18 protein-coding genes are annotated in these 18059 nt (G+C 53.4%); 6 read left to right on the forward strand and 12 right to left on the reverse strand.

The window, feature by feature from the left end; genetic code table 11:
- Window positions 1-64: 64 nt before the first annotated feature.
- The 11 genes from FE784_RS13345 to coxB form a co-directional block, all read right to left on the reverse strand.
- Window positions 65-1342 (reverse strand): ABC transporter permease, encoded by a 1278-nt coding sequence (locus tag FE784_RS13345; protein WP_139602697.1) that lies wholly within the window; start codon window positions 1340-1342, stop codon window positions 65-67.
- Between the two features lies 1 nt (window position 1343).
- Window positions 1344-2243 carry an ABC transporter ATP-binding protein gene (locus FE784_RS13350; protein WP_139602698.1) on the reverse strand — a complete coding sequence of 300 codons (900 nt, stop codon included), beginning with the start codon at window positions 2241-2243 and terminating at the stop codon, window positions 1344-1346.
- 21 nt (window positions 2244-2264) lie between these two features.
- Complete coding sequence (locus FE784_RS13355) at window positions 2265-3152, reverse strand: ABC transporter ATP-binding protein (protein WP_139602699.1); 888 nt, start codon at window positions 3150-3152, stop codon at window positions 2265-2267.
- Window positions 3149-3577, reverse strand: a complete 429-nt coding sequence (locus FE784_RS13360; RefSeq protein ID WP_139602700.1) for a GntR family transcriptional regulator — start codon at window positions 3575-3577, stop codon at window positions 3149-3151. Before FE784_RS13360 ends, FE784_RS13355 begins: the two co-directional genes overlap by 4 nt.
- A gap of 35 nt (window positions 3578-3612) precedes the next feature.
- Window positions 3613-4335, reverse strand: a complete 723-nt coding sequence (locus FE784_RS13365; protein WP_139602701.1) for a hypothetical protein — start codon at window positions 4333-4335, stop codon at window positions 3613-3615.
- A gap of 189 nt (window positions 4336-4524) precedes the next feature.
- Entirely contained in the window at window positions 4525-4977 is a 453-nt protein-coding gene (locus FE784_RS13370) for a DUF420 domain-containing protein (protein ID WP_139602702.1), read from the reverse strand.
- Window positions 4978-4998: 21 nt separating this feature from the next.
- Complete coding sequence (gene ctaG / locus FE784_RS13375) at window positions 4999-5904, reverse strand: cytochrome c oxidase assembly factor CtaG (protein WP_139602703.1); 906 nt, start codon at window positions 5902-5904, stop codon at window positions 4999-5001.
- Between the two features lie 185 nt (window positions 5905-6089).
- Window positions 6090-6410: a cytochrome C oxidase subunit IV family protein gene (locus FE784_RS13380; protein WP_139602704.1), complete on the reverse strand. Its 321-nt coding sequence runs from the start codon at window positions 6408-6410 to the stop codon at window positions 6090-6092.
- A 4-nt stretch (window positions 6411-6414) separates the two neighbouring features.
- Entirely contained in the window at window positions 6415-7032 is a 618-nt protein-coding gene (locus FE784_RS13385) for a cytochrome c oxidase subunit 3 (RefSeq protein ID WP_139602705.1), read from the reverse strand.
- Window positions 7029-8873 (reverse strand): cytochrome c oxidase subunit I, encoded by a 1845-nt coding sequence (gene ctaD / locus FE784_RS13390; protein WP_246132011.1) that lies wholly within the window; start codon window positions 8871-8873, stop codon window positions 7029-7031. The genes FE784_RS13385 and ctaD overlap by 4 nt, the downstream gene beginning before the upstream one ends.
- A 65-nt stretch (window positions 8874-8938) precedes the next feature.
- A complete protein-coding gene (gene coxB / locus FE784_RS13395) occupies window positions 8939-10018 on the reverse strand; it encodes a cytochrome c oxidase subunit II (protein ID WP_139602706.1) in 1080 nt (359 codons plus the stop codon).
- A 357-nt stretch (window positions 10019-10375) separates the two neighbouring features.
- Here coxB and FE784_RS13400 point away from each other — a divergent pair, with 357 nt between their 5' ends.
- The 6 genes from FE784_RS13400 to FE784_RS13425 all read left to right on the forward strand — a co-directional run bounded on the left by FE784_RS13400 (window position 10376) and on the right by FE784_RS13425 (window position 16540).
- Window positions 10376-11056: a hypothetical protein gene (locus tag FE784_RS13400; RefSeq protein WP_139602707.1), complete on the forward strand. Its 681-nt coding sequence runs from the start codon at window positions 10376-10378 to the stop codon at window positions 11054-11056.
- Window positions 11057-11282: 226 nt separating this feature from the next.
- The gene (gene motA / locus FE784_RS13405; protein ID WP_139602708.1) at window positions 11283-12092 is read left to right on the forward strand and encodes a flagellar motor stator protein MotA; all 810 of its coding nucleotides are present in this window, start codon (window positions 11283-11285) and stop codon (window positions 12090-12092) included.
- Window positions 12064-12867 carry a flagellar motor protein MotB gene (motB, locus tag FE784_RS13410; RefSeq protein WP_139602709.1) on the forward strand — a complete coding sequence of 268 codons (804 nt, stop codon included), beginning with the start codon at window positions 12064-12066 and terminating at the stop codon, window positions 12865-12867. Before motA ends, motB begins: the two co-directional genes overlap by 29 nt.
- Before the next feature lie 127 nt (window positions 12868-12994).
- Window positions 12995-13582 carry a guanylate kinase gene (locus FE784_RS13415; RefSeq protein ID WP_139602710.1) on the forward strand — a complete coding sequence of 196 codons (588 nt, stop codon included), beginning with the start codon at window positions 12995-12997 and terminating at the stop codon, window positions 13580-13582.
- Between the two features lie 90 nt (window positions 13583-13672).
- Window positions 13673-14815: a conserved virulence factor C family protein gene (locus FE784_RS13420; RefSeq protein WP_139602711.1), complete on the forward strand. Its 1143-nt coding sequence runs from the start codon at window positions 13673-13675 to the stop codon at window positions 14813-14815.
- A gap of 18 nt (window positions 14816-14833) precedes the next feature.
- On the forward strand, window positions 14834-16540 hold the full coding sequence (locus tag FE784_RS13425) for a PAS domain-containing sensor histidine kinase (protein ID WP_139602712.1): 1707 nt from the start codon (window positions 14834-14836) through the stop codon (window positions 16538-16540).
- Window positions 16541-16548: 8 nt separating this feature from the next.
- Here the strand turns inward: FE784_RS13425 and FE784_RS13430 are convergent, their stop codons facing one another.
- Window positions 16549-17865, reverse strand: a complete 1317-nt coding sequence (locus FE784_RS13430) for a DEAD/DEAH box helicase (protein ID WP_139602713.1) — start codon at window positions 17863-17865, stop codon at window positions 16549-16551.
- Window positions 17866-18059: the final 194 nt, after the last annotated feature.

Here is an 18059-nt window from a genome sequence, read left to right on the forward strand (position 1 = left end):
CTCAGTTATCAACCTGATGAGTCTCAACTATAACCATTACTCACAACAAATACAAAACACTCACTTACACCTTAAAAGCCTTCATGGCCTTGCGCAGCTCCGCGAACGACGGCCGCTTGCCGTACATAAGCACGCCGACGCGGTAAATTTTCGCGGCCAGCCAGCCGAGGGCGAACATCGTAACCGCCGTAATCCCGATCGACAGCCAAATCTCCCATAATGCAGGGTCGCTCATGCCGATACGCAGAAACATGATGAGCGGCGAGAAAAAAGGTACGAACGACATCGCCACGACGAACGGGGCGTTCGGGTTTTGCAGCCCGAACATGGCAATCATGAATCCGGCTATAATGAGGAACGTGACCGGCATGATCGCTTGCCCGACTTCCTCGGTGCGGCTTACGAGCGAGCCGACGGCGGCGAAAATCGTCGCATAGATGAAATAGCCGAGCAAGTAGAAAATGACGAAATAGCCAAGCAGCGAAAGCTGCACATCGCCCAAATCGATGTTGAAGCTTTTGATTTTATCCAAGTTTTGCGGGACGAGCAAGTTGGCGGCGCCGACAACGACGAATACGACGATCTGAACGAGTCCGAGCAGGCAGATGCCGATAATTTTGCCGAACATTTGCTTCAGCGGGGACACGCTGGAGATGAGCACCTCCATGACGCGGGAGCTCTTCTCCGCCGTAATTTCCGTAGCCACCATGTTGCCGTAGCCGATCACCGTCATATAGAGCAGGAACAGCAGGACATAGACGAGCACGTAGGCGAGTACCATTTGCGACTCGGTCTTGCCTGAGGTCCCTTCCTGGATCTGCACCGTCTGGATCGACACCGGGCTGTTCAGCTTGGCGCGCTGGTCGGCGGTCAGACCCATATCTTTGACGACCAATTCGGCTTTAATCGCCTGCAGCGTGCTTTTCAGCTTCGATTCCATCGAAAAATCCATCGAGCTCTTCGCGTTGTACGTCGCCTTCGGGAAACCGGCCGCGGCATCGTCGGTAAACTCGAGATAACCCTTAACCTCTTTCGCCTCCAGCTTTTCCTTGCCCAGCTTCGCATTCGCTTCCTTCGAGCCGGCGTCGCCGAGAAGGACAATCTGCAGCTCCGGCTCCTTCTGATTGTCATAGAAGCTCTTGAGCGCCCGCGTTACTTCCGTCTCTTTGCCCACGATACCGAGCTTCGCCGGACCGTCCGATGAGGAAAATCTCGAGATGATGGCGGGCAAATTGATCATCGCCGTCAAAATAATCGCGAAGATAAGCGTCGTCACGACAAATGCTTTCGCCCGGACGCGATTCATAAACGTAAATTTGATAACTGTCGATAGTTTATTCATGCTAGCCCTGACCTCCTACCGTTTTAATGAATATTTCGTTCAGAGTCGGCTCCATAATCTGAAAACGGTACACTTCCGATTGGGCCAAGGCCGTCTTCAGTACTTCCTGGGCGGCTTCCGCTTTGTCGATGCGGATTTCCGTCCAAGCTTCGCCCTTCTTCACCGACTTGACGCCGGGAATCCGATCCAACCCTTGTACGTCGCGTTCCGCATCGAGCAGCACCCGCTCCCGCGGAAACGAGCGCTTGATCGACTTCAAATTCCCTTTCAGCACCGTATTCGATTTGTGAAGCATGCAAATGTTCTCGCACAGCTCTTCGACATGATCCATTCTGTGACTCGAGAACAAAATCGTCTTGCCGTCCTGGCGCAGCTCGAGAACGTTCGCCTTCAGCAGCTCCACGTTGACGGGGTCGAGACCGCTGAACGCCTCGTCGAGAATAAGGATATCCGGATCGTGGATGACCGCGGCGATAAACTGGATTTTTTGCTGGTTGCCTTTGGACAGCTCCTCGACCTTCTTGTTATAGTACTCCGGCACCTCGAACCTCTCCAGCCAGCGGCGCAAGCTTTTTTCCGCAGCCGACCGTTTCATGCCGCGCAGCTCGGCCAAATACAGCACCTGATCGCTTACCTTCACCTTCGGATACAAGCCCCTCTCCTCCGGCAAATAGCCCATCAGGCTGCGCAGCTCGTCGGAATATCCTTTGCCTTTCCAGTAAATCGCGCCTTCGTCGGGATAAATGAGACCGAGCACCATCCTCATCGTCGTCGTCTTCCCGGCGCCGTTCGCTCCGAGCAGCCCGAATATTTCGCCCTGCCCGACCTCGAAATCGATACCATTGACGGCGGTTTTGTCGCCGTAGTTTTTCGTCACGCGATCTATGCGTAAAGGATTCATCGTCCTGTCAGCTCCTTCGTTCTATTTCTGCTTCTTCATGGCGATCAGATGATGCAGCATCTCGTCCAGCTCCACCGGCTGTCGGTTCACAATCTCGATTCCGGCTTGTTCCAGCGCCTGCTCCGTAGCCGAGACGTCGCGGGTCGTAAGTCTCGTCGTCCCCCCCGGTTCGCAATCGACGACGCCGGGCAATTGAACCGCTTCGGCTTCCTCGATGGCCGCCCCGATCCATAAGGTCTTCCAATCGTAGCTGAGCGTGTCCTTGTCTTTGTACTCCAGCAGCTTCCCGTCGTGGACGAACGCCACATAATCGGCAAGGCGTCGCACCTCTTCCATCGTATGGGTCGCCATCAGTACCGTACGGTCTCCGGCGGTCATGAACTTCTTGATCTCGTCCAGCATGATTCGCCAGGCGGAAGGATCGAGACCGGAAGAAGGTTCGTCCAGCAGCAGCAGCTCGGGACTTTGCGCGATGCATAAGCTGAACATAAGCCGGCGCTTCATCCCTTTGGATAGCAGGTTCACCTTCGCTTTCGGATCCAGCTCGAACCGTTCCGCCAATGCTTCCCATTTGCCGGCATCCCAGTTCGGATACCAATGCGACGTGAACGATACGATATCGCGGATTCGCCAGCCCGCTTCCTCGGCATAGGAGGATTCCGCCATAAAGCCGATTCTCCGCTTCATCTCCACTTCGCGTTCCGCGTAGCTCTCCCCGAACAGACGAATGTCCCCGCGATCGGGCTGCACCGTATTCATCAGCATATGGAACAGCGTCGTTTTTCCGGAGCCGTTCGAACCGACAATGGCCACGACAACGCCCGGCTCGACCGTCAGACGGATCGGTCCCAGCTGAAATCGTTCGTAACGCTTCTCGACCCCTTCGATCGATACCGCATATACGCTCATTCCCGTTCTCCTCCCTCTTCTCCGTCTTTCGCGGCATCACGCGGCATCCATTGGTTCAGGCACCTTTCGAATATCGCGATCGTCTCTTCCCTCGAGCATTGCACCTGCTTGGCCGTTTCGATCGCGGCGCGAAACGCCTCGATGACGGCATCTACCCGGTACCGCTCCCGCTCCGACGCTCCGACGGCGGCTACGAACGTTCCCGTTCCTTGCCGGGTGCGGAGCAGCCCCTCGTTCTCCAAATCTTGATACACTCTGCGGATCGTAATGATACTGCAGCCGAGCTCTTGAGCGAACTCCCGAATCGAGGGGAGCAGCGTGCCTTCCGGCAGTCTTCCGCTCCATATGAGAGAGCGCAGCTGCACTTCAATCTGATGGTACATCGGTTCGGCCGATTCGGCCGAAACCTGTATCGGGATGCGCACCGTATTCGCCTCCTTCCGTCCTAAATGCGCTATCGTCATCTGGCGTAATCCCGCCTGGATATTTTGTTAATTGTCATTCCGCCCCATACCCGCAACCAGAGGATCGTCACGAGCAAGCTCGCAAGAGGTACGAGCAATCCGAAGCGCTCCACCCATTCGACGGAAAGGAGCACGAAGCCGAAGCCCCCATACCAAGCCGCTCCGCTCGCGATGAAGTAAACGACGACCCATACCATGCTGAACAAGAAGTACGATCTGCCCGAGCCGCCCATTTCCTTATAGGCGAACACGATCGACATGCATGCTCCGAAGCAAAGCCAAAATATCGTAAACGAGAAGTATTCCGTCAGCGTAAACCGTTCTCCCAGTACGCAGAGGAAATAAAACGGAACGAAGTAGATGAGAGACAAATACAACAAATTGATCCCCATCTGCATGTAGCGGGCCAGCACAAGCTCCTTCGTGCCGATCGGCAGCGACCTCATATACATAAGCCGCTTGGAGAACACGTCGCTCCGCCAATAGTTCCGATATTCCCCCGTCATGAAAAAGCCGATGCAGCTCAAGCTGCACAAAAACATAATGTCGGCCAAAAAACTGGTATGCAAGCTTCCCGGCTTGACGGAATCCTGAACCAGCTCGTTCACGATAAAGGAGCCGAACACGCTAAAGTAAGCGTACATGAGAGTAGAAACGATTAGCCCCCATCTCGTTCTTTTCAAATCGACTTTTACGATAAACCAGGCGTTGCGCCACATCCGGCATCACCTTTCCGCACAGTGTGCTTACTGTGTATATTTATATTAACAGTATACACATGGCACCGTTCCTTTTCAAGTAGTATTTCGCTTGAGAAGGAGAAAGACAAAAAAAGCCTTCCTGACAGCATCCGTCAAGAAAGGCTTTCGCTTTTGTTTAACCCTATCGAACCAACTGCTTCGGAGCGTCTAAAAAATCGCATCCAGCAGCGGCTTCGTCTCCCCGCCCGGATATATCCAGTACAGGAGCACATAGACCGTCGTTCCCGTAATGGCCGTAATGAACCATACGATCGAAGTGATCGGTCCGATTTTGCGATGCTTGGCCAATTGATTTTTGTACCCCCACACCAACGTCACGATTCCCATGACGCCGCCGATCGTGGCGAGCAAGATGTGGCAGAGCAGGAAAATCAAATAAAACATTTTAATATCGTGCGGTCCGCCGAATTCCGTATTGCCGACGAATATCGTTCTCGACATATATACGATAAAGAACAATGTGGCGAATATCGCCGCCCATGTCATCAGTCTCCGGTGCTTGGCAATATTGCGCTTGGCAATTTGCACCCATCCGAGAGCTACCAATATGGCGCTGATCACGATGAACGATGTGCTGAACGCGGGTAAAACGGTATGCATGGCTTCTCGACATCCCTTCCGCTACGCGATCGGGTTCGGCAAGATCGGATCGGGGTCCTGATCGTCCTTCGCCCTTTCGCGAATATACCAATTGAAAAATATATAGGCGAGTGCGGCACCGTACGTTATTTCCTGCAAAATTTTCATAATGACGCCGCCCAGCTGCTGGTCTTCCTGCGGATCGAGCAGCGCGAAAAATTCCGGACCCGAGAAATTTTCCAGCAATAGCTGCGAATTGGCGGGGACGCAATACCCCATCGCTTGCGCCCACATCTGAGGATCATTATACGTCGCGAACACCGGCGTGGAAGCAAAGATGATCAGGGCGCATGCGGGAGTAATCAATACTCCGTTGGCAAAAATATAACCCATCTTCTTCAATTCGCTCAAGCCGTTCACTTCCGGCGCAGGCGTCACGATCGGCCACCACATCATGAAAGCCGTCACCAGTAAAACTATAAAAAAGATCGAATGTATCGTGTAATGCGTCATGACATAGTCGTGAATGAGCGGCAAATGATAAAAAGAGAACAACATGTTGAAGGCCACGACAGAAATGAGCGGATTCGTCAACGCTTTGACGATTCCCCCTGTAACTTTGTTCGTGAGCAGGGGCCGAATCATCCAGCCCGGAATGCCAAGCAAAATAAGCGGCGGAGCAACGAGATAAGCGAGCGACATCGCGGTCATATGCGCGCTGAACATCAAATGTCCCAATAAGTTCATCGGACCGCCGTTTGCGAAATAATAAACCGCAATTCCAAGCAGAAACAAGCTTTTCTTTCCGACGGTAACGCGCTCGCTATTGGCAAACCACGAACGCTTCGGTCCGGTCAGCAACAAATAAACCGCTCCGATCGCGATCGTCAACATCATCTGCCACGGGTTCCACAAGTCTGTGAATGAAAAATATTGCAACCCCAACACGGCTGTTCCCTCCCTCAAGATCCCCAAAAAGTGAAGTAAACCTCTGCAGCTTATTCTGATTCCTTTTCGGGGAGCCCCTTTTTTTAAGCACAAAAGGTGAAGTAAACTTTTACAGCTTATAAAGCTCAACCTTTACTTGCCTAAAAGAAAAGGGGGCGCTTTATACTAAAGGCCCCCTCCGACGTTTACCACCAGATCCAATATACGACTGCCGCAACTCCCGTCAGAGCGATGACCGCCCCGAACGCTATTCCCGTAATCGCGTATCCATGTCCGCGATCCTTCATGTGCATCCAGAAAGCAAGCTGGAACACCGCTTGAATAATACCCAGTACGAGGATGAACATAATCGTGAACGTTCTGCCGATTTCCGCGTATACGACCACGAAAGCCAGAGCGGTTAAAACAATCGATAAAATAAACGACAAGTAATGATTTTTCGGCCCTTCGTGAACGTGAGGCCGTTTACCCGTGTGCTCCGATGCGGAATGATGATTTGCTGCCATCCGATTAGCCCACCTTTCCCATCAAGTAAACGACGGTGAAAATGAATACCCATACGACGTCGACAAAGTGCCAGTACAGGCCGAACACGTACAGCTTCGGCGCCGTTACGACGGTCAATCCTTTTTTGGCAAGCTGGAGCAGCAGTACAATCAGCCACAATGCTCCGAAGGCAACGTGCGCTCCGTGGAAGCCTACCAACGTGTAGAAAGAGGAGCTGAATGCGCTGGTCGTAAACGTGTGTCCTTCATGGACATACTCCACGAACTCGTAAACTTCCAAGCCAAGGAACGCAAGACCGAGAATGAGTGTAACGACAAACCACAGTTTGATCTTGCCAATATCTTTGCGGTGCATGGCCTGAATGGCCAGGACACTTGTCAAGCTGCTGGTCAAGAGCAGGAACGTAGCCAAAGCGACCGTGCCCAATTTGAACAGCTCTTCAGCGGAAGGTCCGTCCCCGATTTGATGGCGCAAGCCGATAAACGTGGCGAACAATGTTCCGAACAAAACCGTCTCGCCGCCCAGGAACAGCCAGAAGGCGAGTATTTTATTGCGGCCTTCCAGCGTAGCCTTCTCCGGCTCGGCAGGCAAATTGTTGCCGGTCAAATCCGCGTGATTCATACTTTCGCCCCCTTATCCTGAAGCTCTTCGACTTCGATATGGTAGCCGTGATCGTCGTATACCGAGCGGAGCAGCATACAAACGAGCGTTACAAGAATGCCTGCGGCACCGACGTAATAGTTATGATACATAAATCCGTAACCGGCTATGAACAGCCCGATGGACATGACAAACGGCAGAACCGAAGGCGACGGCATATGAATCGAGCTGAGCGGCTCGGCCGGCGTCATCTCTTTGCGACCTTCCATCTTTTCCTTGAACAGCGGATCCAACCCGCGAACGAGCGGAAGCTGCTTGAAGTTGTACTCAGGCGCCGGGGATGGAATGGCCCATTCGAGCGTACGGCCGTCCCACGGATCGGCAGGAGCGTCTTGCGGCTTCATTTGCGTAATGATAATGTTCACGATAAACAAAATCGTGCCGACACCCATTGCGAATGCACCGATCGAGCTAATAAAGTTAAAGGTGTCGAGGTCCTGACCTTCCAGATAAGTAAATACCCGGCGAGGCATCCCCATCAGACCCAGGAAATGCTGTACGAAGAACGTCAAGTGGAAGCCGATGAAGAAAAACCAGAAAGTCCATTTGCCGAGCCCTTCGTTAAGCATGCGGCCGAACATTTTGGGCCACCAGTAATGCAAGCCCGAGAAAATTCCGAATACGAGACCGCCTACGATAACGTAGTGGAAATGCGCTACGACGAAGTAGCTGTCATGAAACTGGAAGTCGGCCGGCGGCGATGCAAGCATTACCCCCGTCATCCCGCCCATAACGAACGTAGGAATGAACCCTAGCGCGAACAAGCTCGCGGTCGTAAACCGGATCTGCCCGCCCCATAGCGTAAAGAGCCAGTTGAAAATCTTGATCCCGGTCGGCACCGCGATAAGCATCGTAGCGATCGAGAACAAGGCGTTCCCGACAGGACCGAGCCCGACGGTAAACATGTGGTGAACCCATACCATGAAGCCGAGGAAACCGATGATGACGGTAGCGAATACCATTGCGCTGTAACCGAACAGACGCTTATGCGAGAACGTACTGACTACTTCGGAAATGATCCCGAACGCCGGCAATATGAGAATGTACACCTCGGGGTGACCGAAAATCCAAAATATATGCTGCCATAGCACGACATTCCCGCCTGCGCTGACATCGAAGAAATTCGCTTCGAATATGCGCTCGAACATGAGAAGCACGAGTCCGACCGTGATGGCCGGGAACGCGAACAGGATAAGAGCCGATGTAATGAATGATGCCCAAGTAAACAGCGGCATACGCATGAAAGACATTCCCGGAGCGCGCATGTTGATGATCGTGACGAGGAAGTTGATCCCGCCGATCAGCGTACCGATACCGGCAATCTGCAGCCCGAGCACGTAGAAGTCTACGCCCTTGCCGCTATACGTAGTAGAGGACGAGAGCGGCGTATATGCCGTCCAGCCCGCGTCTGGAGCCCCTTGAAAAAACCAGCTTGTGTTAAGCAATACTCCGCCGGCGATAAACAGCCAAAGTCCGAGTGCGTTGACGAAAGGGAAGGCAACGTCGCGAGCCCCGATTTGAAGCGGGACTATGGCGTTCATAAAGGCGAAGATTAGCGGCATGGCCGCCAAGAAAATCATAGTCGTACCGTGCATCGTGAGCAGCTGATTGAACATGGACGCATCCACCGCGTCGTTCATCGGCTTCATGAGCTGAACGCGGATAAGAATCGCTTCCAGACCGCCGAACAGGAAAAACAATCCGCCGGCCAGAAGATACAGGATTCCGATTTTTTTATGGTCCACGGTTGTCAGCCAATCCATCAGCCCGCTGTACTTTTTAACCGTATGTGCGTGTGCCAACGTGTAACCCTCCTAGGAACTTTTTCGTCAGAAAAAGTTTGCATCGAAAGCATTTGTTTACGCGATTACTTCTGCTTCTGACCGGCCAAATATTCAACCAGCGCATTGATTTGTTGATCGTTCAAATCGAGGCTTTGCTCCATCTTGCTGCCCGGGACGTTTTTCGGATTCGGCATCAGGTTGCCCGGTTTGACGGCTTGAGGATCGTCGAGCCACGTTTTCAGGTTGTTCTTCAAATCAGCCGGCTCGCGGTTGAACAAAATTCCGGCGACAGTCGAGCGGTCCGCGTAGTCAACCAGGTTCGGGCCCACTTTACCGCCTTCGACTTGCTTGGACGTCGAGTTATAGATGGCGTGGCAAGCCAAGCATTTGTCCTTGAAAATTTTCTCGCCTTCCACGGCTTGGGCCGATACCGGCGCCGAAGTCGGCGTCTTCATGCTGGTTATCCAGCGGTCGAACTCTTCGGGGGTAACGGCTTTCACTTTGAAGTCCATCAAAGCATGCGATTCCCCGCACAGCTCGGCGCATTTGCCATAGTAAGTACCCGGCTTGTCTGCCTTCAGGTAATGCATATTGGTCATACCCGGATTCGTATCCTTCTTGCCGCCCAGCGTAGGCACCCAGAAGGAGTGGATAACGTCAGCCGATTCCAGATGGAAAGCGATCGTGCGTCCGGACGGGATGACCAGATCTTGGGCAGTGGTGATCTTTTCATTCATGTATTCGAATTCCCACCAGAACTGGTGGCCCGTTACTTTGACCTGCAGAGCGTTCGGATCCTTGGAGTAATCTTTATCCAATTCGAAGGTGTACTTGACAGTCGGAATCGCAATCACGATGAGCAGAATAAACGGAATGACCGTCCAAATGATCTCGAGCTTGTGATTACCTTCCACCTGCTTCGGAATTCCGGTTTGTCCGGGACGTTTACGGAAACGTACGAGAACATACACATAGATGATCATAACGACGGCGAATACGCCGATCATGACGATCAAAGAGAGGTAGATGACCGATAATTGCTTTTCCGCAACCGGACCTTTCGGATCCAAAGCCGTCAAATTTTCCAAACCACAACCCGTAAGCACGAACGCCAAAACCGCCATCAACGGGATTAAACGCCATGCAGACTGCCACCGTCTCATTCACTCATCAACCCCAATTCTCTGTGTTTAATAGACCGATCGTCTCTCCAGGACCAATCTATTAGCGCTATCATGGATGGCCACATTTTGTCAACTAACCTAATCACACCTTATTAAATATAAATTCGCGGAAACCTTTTGTCAATCGATGTGGCAAAGTTCACAAATTGTTCTAAATCAAGGGTTTCGGGGTTTTTTCGAGCTGTCGGAATTCGCTAAAACCACACATAAAGGTTATTTCCATAATGTCGCTTCTTTATGCAAATTAGGCTTTTGCTTCCTGTCCGGGGGCGCATGCATATTAGAAGCGAAACGAACAAACGATACAAAGGGACTTCATTCGATCAGGAGGTATATATGAACCGCCGAACCTTGTATCAATCTTGCGCCGTTCTGGCCGCTGTCGTATGGATTTCCGCCTGCTCCTACCAGAAGCATTTCGAAAGCAGCCCTTCCGATTACGGCAGCCGAACCGAAACCCACGAGAGAACGGGCTACCGCACCTACAACACTCAGCTCAGGGCCGCCGATCATAACAACGGCACGCTGGCTTTCGTCCAATCCACGACGGATGCCGTGGACGACTTGAAGGGGATCCGCAGCTCGTTCGTCATGGTAACGGACAAGAACGTGTATGTCGCCGTCGTACCGGATAACACCGCCACCGGCTTGAAAGGCAAAGGCACGATACTGTTCAGCGACCGTACGATCGCCTCGTCGGGTGTAGACGACCACTCCGACGTCTCCTATGTATTGCCGCCCGGCAATATCGTCATGGATAAATATAGCTTCGATACGATTCCGAACCCGCAGGATCTTTCAAGCGAATTCGTTCATGCGCTCAGCGCATGCGTCGCCCAGTATCATCCCGGCGTCCAAAACGTATTCGTATCGGCCAACCAGCAATTCATCAACCGGCTGAGCGAGTACGCCCATGAAGCATGGCGCGGACAATCGCTCCAGCCTTATATTCAAGATTTCAACGCGCTGGTCAAGGATCATTTCGGCGACCACGGCATCATCGAGACGAATCCGTGACGCGCGCGCCGGTTTTCAATGTATTTCTTCATCTAATATATAGTAAAATTGCAGCCGAAATAGCCCGCATGCGCATGCGGGCCTTTTCTTTTGGCCTGAAAGCAGAAAAATTTCGTTCAATCGGATTGTTTTATGGGGGTATAGGAAGGATTTTGTCGTTATAAATCGAATTAGTAGTTCTATACAGCATACCCGTATAGTTCGGATTACTTAAGGAAGGTGCAAGATGGAGAAATCTACAGCGATTGGCATTGTATTGGCATTCGTCGCGCTCTTGGTCGGCATGGTGTTGAAAGGCGCTCATCTTAGCTCGCTGGCGAACCCTGCTGCAATTATGATCATTATTTTGGGGACGGTCGCGGCGGTATTCATCGCGTTCCCTATGTCCGATTTGAAGAAAGTCCCGAAGCTATTCGTCATTTTGTTCAAACAGCAAAAGCTCGTGTCCAAGAAGGAATTGATCCAGCTGTTTATCGAATGGGTCACGATCACGCGGCGGGAAGGGCTGCTGGCGCTCGAAAGCAAGGTCGAGGAAATCGACGACATGTTCCTGCGCAACGGCATGCGCATGATTATTGACGGCAACGATCAGGAATTCATTCATGACGTACTTATGGAAGAAATTTCGGCAATGGAGGAACGGCACCGCTCCGGCGCGCTTATTTTTACCCAAGCCGGTACATACGCCCCTACGCTCGGGGTATTGGGCGCCGTCGTCGGCCTGATCGCCGCCCTCAGCAACCTGAATCAGGTAGAAGCGTTGGGACACTTGATCTCGGCCGCATTCGTGGCGACGCTTCTCGGTATTTTCACGGGCTACGTGCTGTGGCATCCATTCGCCAACAAGCTCAAGCAAATTTCCAAAAAAGAAGTAGAGCTCAAAATGATGATGGTCGAAGGATTATTGTCTATCCAGTCCGGCATATCCGCGATCGCCATCGAGCAGAAATTGTCCGTCTTCCTGGCTCCGTCCGAACGTTATACCGACAACAAAGGAGAAGACGGCAGTGAACAAAAAGCGCAAGCAGCATCATGAAGAACATTTGGACGAGTCGTGGCTGATTCCTTACGCCGATTTGCTGACGCTGCTACTCGCTTTGTTCATCATTTTGTTCGCCTCGAGCGAAATGGATTCGAAGAAGTACGATTCGATCATGCGCAGCCTGAACTCCGCTTTTACGGGAGGCTCCAGCTTTTTCGAACAGCCGGAGGTCGTTCCGGTTCCGGGCGAACCCGCCACGAAGAAGAAGGATGCGGATACGACGAGCGAGCAAGCCGACCTTAAAGGAGCCCAGCAGCAGCAAATCCAGAAAGAAACGGCCGAGCTTCAGGAGCTGAAGCAGAAGCTGGATCAATACATTCAAGACAACAAGCTGTCCGCCCAGCTCGAGACGAAGCTGACGAACGACATGCTCATGATTACGATCCGCGACAACGCTCTATTCGCCTCCGGTAGCGCCACTGTCAAGCCGGATGCCCAGAAGCTTGCCGTTACGATTTCCGATATGCTGACACAGTATCAGCAATATCAGATCGAGGTAGCCGGTCATACGGACAATGTGCCGATCCGCAATGCGGAGTTCGAGACGAACTGGGATTTGAGCGCCAAGCGCGCTCTCAATTTCATGAAAATATTGCTTCAAAACGACAAAATTACGGCTGACCGGTTCCGTGCGATCGGATACGGCGAATACCGTCCGATCGATTCGAACGACTCGGCTGACGGACGCTCCAAAAACCGTCGTGTCGAAGTATCCATACTCCGTACGATCAAAGAAGGTACAACTATTGGCGTTGCCGAAAACCGATAAAGAAAAAAAGAAGAGCGCCTCGTAGCGAGGTGCTCTTCTTTTTTTCGCCTCTCGTGAATAAAATGATACATGACACTTGCAGCAGCCTGTTCGTTCGTGAGTAACCGATTTTCCCGGGAGGTGCGACATGCGCAATACGAGTGGGAAGCCGCATATTTTTGTATTTACCGGGCCGGATGGCTCGGGGCGCAAGACGATCGCCGATATGGCGGGAACGACGCTGGAGCTGAAGAAGGTGCTTTCCTATACGACGCGGGAGCCGCGCCAAGGCGAGCAGGAAGGTCAGGATTACCACTTCATCTCCCCCGATGCTTTCCAGAAAGCAAGCCGAAACCGCGAGTTTGTGGAAACCGTCAACTTGGAAGGCCAACAGTACGGGATCAAGCAAGCCGACATTGAACGGCTATGGAACGAGTACGGGTTCGTTTACGTCATTTTGAATCCGGAAGGAGCCCGCCTTCTGAAGCAGGCTTACGGCGATGCGGTAATCCGCTTGTTTCTATACGCCGACCTGCAATCGTTGCGGCAGCGGCAAATCGAACGCGGGGATGGTGAACGCCTCGTGGCGGCGCGGCTTTCGTACTACGATGAAGCGATGGCTTACATGCCGGAATGCGAATATGCGGTCGAAAACGTAGATTTGTCGCATACCGTCTTCGCTATTACGAATGTGCTGGAAGGTTATTTAAACCGCCAGCTGTTGAATTTGGACTAGTGCATGACACTCCCTCGCCCCGTTTAACAGGAACGGGGTTTTTTAATGCCGCGTTTTGTGACACAATAGAAATATGGAGGGATGAATCGAATGCGAATCGTATCAATCGAACCGACACCCAGTCCGAACACGATGAAAGTCAATTTGGACGAAAGCTTGCCGAAGGGCGCCAAACGCACGTACAAATCAACAGATACGGCTGCGCCCGAAGCATTTCGCCGAATTCTTGATATCCCGGGAGTAACCGCTATCTTTCATACGGCGGATTTCATTGCCGTCGATCGGACGTCCAAAGGCGACTGGGAAATGATATTGTCCCGTATCCGGAGCATTCTCGGATCGGACGAGTCTGTCGCAGCCGGCATTCCGGAAGGAGAAGCACCGAACGACTCGTATGGCGAGGCGACCGTCCTCATGCAAACGTTCCGCTCGATTCCGCTGCAAATCCGTGTGCGCGCCGGGATGGAGGAGGTACGCCGGGCTATGCCGGAACGGTTTGTCCAATCGGCCATGCAGGCGGGAAACGCCTCTCCGAACTTGATCAAGGAGCGCAAGCTTGAAGAAATCGGCATCCGCTACGGAGAGCTTCAGGAGATCGCGGATCAAGTCGTTCAGGAGCTGGATGCCTCTTACGACGCGGACAGGCTGGGCGAACTGGTCAAAGCCGCGGAGGCGGCCGGTCTCGGCGAAGAGGCGCCTGCGCCCTTGCCGCAAAAAGAGCTTGCTCTGAGCGAACTGGAGCGTCTTCTCGACGATCCCGACTGGAAGAAGCGTTATGCGGCACTCCAGCAAATGAAACCGACCGTAGAAAAGCTCTCACTGCTGGCGAAAGCGATTCGCGACCCCCAATCGTCGGTTCGCCGGCTCGCTGCCGTTTACTTGGGTGACGTACGGGAACCGGAGGCGCTCCCCTACTTGTTCCAAGCGCTGCGCGACGAGTCCGTATCGGTCCGCAGAACCGCGGGCGATACGTTATCCGATATCGGAGACCCGGCTGCCATCGGTCCGATGATCGAAGCGCTCGGCGATAAAAACAAGCTGGTACGTTGGCGTGCCGCCCGCTTTTTGTACGAAGCCGGAGACGAGAGCGCCCTGGCCGCTCTTCGCGAAGCGTCCGACGATACTGAATTTGAAGTGAGAATGCAGGTCAAAATGGCCATAGAGCGAATCGAAGGCGGCGGTGCCGCGGAGGGCTCGGTCTGGCAGCAAATGACGCGCAGGAACGAATCTTGATACCGGGAAGGGAAATCTATGAGCAAACTGCCTATGTTCCAGGACCACTATAAGCCTGTACGATTCCGTCCGGCTCCGGTGTTGGGAACCTTCTTGCTGTCGGTCGTTATGTATGTGATTCTCCATATGCTTATTCGCACCGGCCGCTATGGATCGCTAACGGACACTATTGCTCATACGGCCGCCTTCATTGCGGCCTCCTTTCCCTTCTTGTTCCTTATGGCCGTCCAGCTGCGCAAATCGAAACGGATACACGATCAACTGTCCGAGGAAAAAAGATTTACGGCTACCATTCTGGAAAACATGGATGAATTGGTGTGTGTGTGCGACGAGAAGGGTAACCTCGTGTATATGAATAAAGACGAGCTCGGGCAGTGCTCGACCCTCGTCAATCCCCCAATGTCTCCGGAGCATTGGGTTGTCCGATATGATGTACGACTGCCCGGCGACATGTCGCGGCCCGCTCCTCTCGAGGAAACGCCGCTTATACGCGCACTGAACGGCTTGCCGGTCAGCAATATGGAGTTGTGGGCACTGGGACACCTCTTTCAGGCGAGCAGCAGGCCGATCATCGGCGTAGACGGAAAGCTATATGGGGCGGTAGCCGTATTAAGCAATATAACGAAACGCGTCGAAGCGGAAAATCGGTTGAAGCAGAGCGAGCGGCATTTGCGGGATGTATTCGAAGCTATCTCTTGCGGAATTATCGTGTTGAACGATGCGGGCAATATTATACACGTTAACGAAGCGGCATGCCTGATTACGGGGATGAGTCGGGATACCGTACGGGGATTGCCGTTCAATTCCGGCAGCTGGAACTTTATTCGCGAAGACAACAGTCCGTTGCCTCGGGAGGCGTATCCTTCGTTCATAACGCTCTCTACCGGAAAGCCGTCGGATGCCGTTATAGGGTTCGTCAGCAAGGAGACTGACGATATTCGATGGCTGCTGGTGCATTCCAACCCGTTATTCTCGGACGGCGACGAGAGCAAGCTGCACAGCGTCATCGTTACCTTCGTCAACATTACGGAGCGCAAGAAAACGATGGAACTGCTGCAAAAGCTCGAAAAGCTTCGCGTCGTCGGACAATTGGCAGCGGGTGTCGCGCATGAAATCCGCAATCCGCTGACGACGATACGAGGCTTTCTGCAGCTTAATCGGGGACGCTTCGACAATAAGGGAACCGTCGAGCTGATGCTGTCCGAGCTGGATCGGATCAATATGATTATCAGCGAATTTCTCGTATTGGCTAAGCCGCAAGCAACCCGCCTCCAGCTTAAAGATTTGCGCGAGACCATGCAGCAGGTCATCGCCTTCCTGGAGTCGGAGGCTCTTCTTACCCATGCAAACTTCGAGCTGCATACGGAGCCGGACTTACCGCCCGTCCAATGCGATGAAAACCAGATCAAGCAATTGTTCCTCAACGTGCTCAAGAACGCCCAAGAATCGATGCCGGATGGAGGCACGATCCGAATCGAGATGAGCCGGCGCCGGCAAGACGGGGTCGGCATCCGCATAACCGACCAAGGCTGCGGCATCCCGGAGGATCGGATGAGCCGCCTCGGCGAGCCTTTTTATACGACCAAAGATTCCGGCACCGGCCTCGGCTTGATGGTCAGCTTTAAAATCGTGGAAAATCACGGAGGGTCGCTTCGCATTGCCAGCAATCGCGATTGCGGCACCATTGTCGACATCGAGCTGCCCGCCGTGTTATCCCCTCCTTGACCGCTTCGTTACTTCGGCTTGCCTCGTACGGAGCCCCGTTTGGGAGAGGCCGAAGCATATCTTGGAGTTCCTTGGCCTTTGCCGCCGGATTGTCCGGCACGTTTCTTCGACGGATCGGCTTTGCGGTATTTTCCGAACGAACCCGCCGATCCTTGCCGGCTTCCGAACGATTTGGCCGGGGCATTCTTGATTATCTCGCTTGCAAGCAGACCGCCTTCCGCATCTCGACGGGGCAGCTTCATACCTATCTTGCTCTCCAGCTTGGCGAGCCGGATCTTATCCCGCGTCGTCACCAAAGTGATCGCGATTCCGCTTTCTCCCGCCCGGCCGGTACGGCCGATTCGATGGATATACCATTCCACGTCCTGCGGCACGTCGTAATTGAACACATGCGTGACGCCTTCGATGTCCAGTCCGCGGGCTGCCAGGTCCGTCGCGACGAGCACCTGCAGCTTCGCCTCGCGAAACCGTTTCAGCACGTGCTCGCGCTTCGCCTGGGACAACTCGCCGTGAAGCGCGTCGGAATCGTACCCTTCCTCTTTCAAAGCTTCGTTGACCGCATTCGCCCTGCCCTTGGAGCTGCAGAACACGATGGCCAAATAAGGCCGGTAATGACCGAGCAGCTTGGACAACGTTTTGGTCTTCTCCGATTCGGGCGTCTCCACGGCGGCCTGTTCGATTTCCGCTACGGTAACCTGCTTGCCCGCCACGCGCAGCTGCTCGGGCTTGCTCATATACCGCTCCGACAACTGGCGGATCGGCTGCGGCATCGTGGCCGAGAACAGCATCGTCTGGCGCTTGGGCGAAGCGAGAGCAATCAACGTCTCCACTTCCTCCAAAAACCCTCTCCGCAGCATTTCATCGGCTTCGTCCACCACCAGCATACGCACTCCGTTCAAAGACAGCGTTTCGCGCTTGACATGGTCAAGCAGACGTCCCGGCGTTCCGACGACGATCGTCGGCACTTGCTCCAGCTTCCGGTTCTGCCTGTCGATATCTTGTCCGCCGTAGACGGCCAGCACGCTTGCCTCGACAACCGGAGCGAGCCGTTCCGTTTCCTTGGCAATTTGAACCGCAAGCTCCCTTGTCGGCGTGACGATCAACGCTTGGGTGAAGGGCCGCTTCGGCTCCAAACGCTCCAGTATCGGCAGTACGAAGGCCAGCGTCTTGCCCGTACCCGTCTGTGCCTGTGCCACAACGTCCCGACCGGCCAGCAGCAGCGGAATCGACTGGGTCTGGACGGGAGTCGGCTCATGAATTCCGTGCAAAGCCAACGCTTTCTGAAATTCCGGCCGTATTCCCAAATGTACAAAATCGGTTGCCATCGTTATCACCTTTTTCCAACATAATAATTTCCATTGATATATTTTTCCCACTATAGCACAACGTCTATCCTTCCACAAACGGAGTCGTGGCTTTACAAAAAAAGACTGCCGGTATACGCCGGCAGTCCGTTCGTTGCGCTGCTTCAATTATCAAAGCGGGTGATGGGAATCGAACCCACGCTACCAGCTTGGAA

This window comes from Paenibacillus hemerocallicola (genome assembly GCF_006265175.1).
In the GTDB taxonomy this organism is placed as follows: domain Bacteria; phylum Bacillota; class Bacilli; order Paenibacillales; family NBRC-103111; genus Paenibacillus_AB; species Paenibacillus_AB hemerocallicola.

Excerpts from the sequence above, each read along its gene's own strand:
- FE784_RS13345 (WP_139602697.1), bottom strand. The coding sequence starts at position 1,342 with ATGAATAAACTATCGACAGTTATCAAATTTACGTTTATGAATCGCGTC.
- FE784_RS13350 (WP_139602698.1), bottom strand. The coding sequence starts at position 2,243 with ATGAATCCTTTACGCATAGATCGCGTGACGAAAAACTACGGCGACAAA.
- FE784_RS13355 (WP_139602699.1), bottom strand. The coding sequence starts at position 3,152 with ATGAGCGTATATGCGGTATCGATCGAAGGGGTCGAGAAGCGTTACGAA.
- FE784_RS13365 (WP_139602701.1), bottom strand. The coding sequence starts at position 4,335 with ATGTGGCGCAACGCCTGGTTTATCGTAAAAGTCGATTTGAAAAGAACG.
- FE784_RS13370 (WP_139602702.1), bottom strand. The coding sequence starts at position 4,977 with ATGCATACCGTTTTACCCGCGTTCAGCACATCGTTCATCGTGATCAGC.
- FE784_RS13380 (WP_139602704.1), bottom strand. The coding sequence starts at position 6,410 with ATGGCAGCAAATCATCATTCCGCATCGGAGCACACGGGTAAACGGCCT.
- FE784_RS13385 (WP_139602705.1), bottom strand. The coding sequence starts at position 7,032 with ATGAATCACGCGGATTTGACCGGCAACAATTTGCCTGCCGAGCCGGAG.
- coxB (WP_139602706.1), bottom strand. The coding sequence starts at position 10,018 with ATGAGACGGTGGCAGTCTGCATGGCGTTTAATCCCGTTGATGGCGGTT.
- FE784_RS13400 (WP_139602707.1), top strand. The coding sequence starts at position 10,376 with ATGAACCGCCGAACCTTGTATCAATCTTGCGCCGTTCTGGCCGCTGTC.
- motA (WP_139602708.1), top strand. The coding sequence starts at position 11,283 with ATGGAGAAATCTACAGCGATTGGCATTGTATTGGCATTCGTCGCGCTC.
- FE784_RS13415 (WP_139602710.1), top strand. The coding sequence starts at position 12,995 with ATGCGCAATACGAGTGGGAAGCCGCATATTTTTGTATTTACCGGGCCG.
- FE784_RS13420 (WP_139602711.1), top strand. The coding sequence starts at position 13,673 with ATGCGAATCGTATCAATCGAACCGACACCCAGTCCGAACACGATGAAA.
- FE784_RS13425 (WP_139602712.1), top strand. The coding sequence starts at position 14,834 with ATGAGCAAACTGCCTATGTTCCAGGACCACTATAAGCCTGTACGATTC.
- FE784_RS13430 (WP_139602713.1), bottom strand. The coding sequence starts at position 17,865 with ATGGCAACCGATTTTGTACATTTGGGAATACGGCCGGAATTTCAGAAA.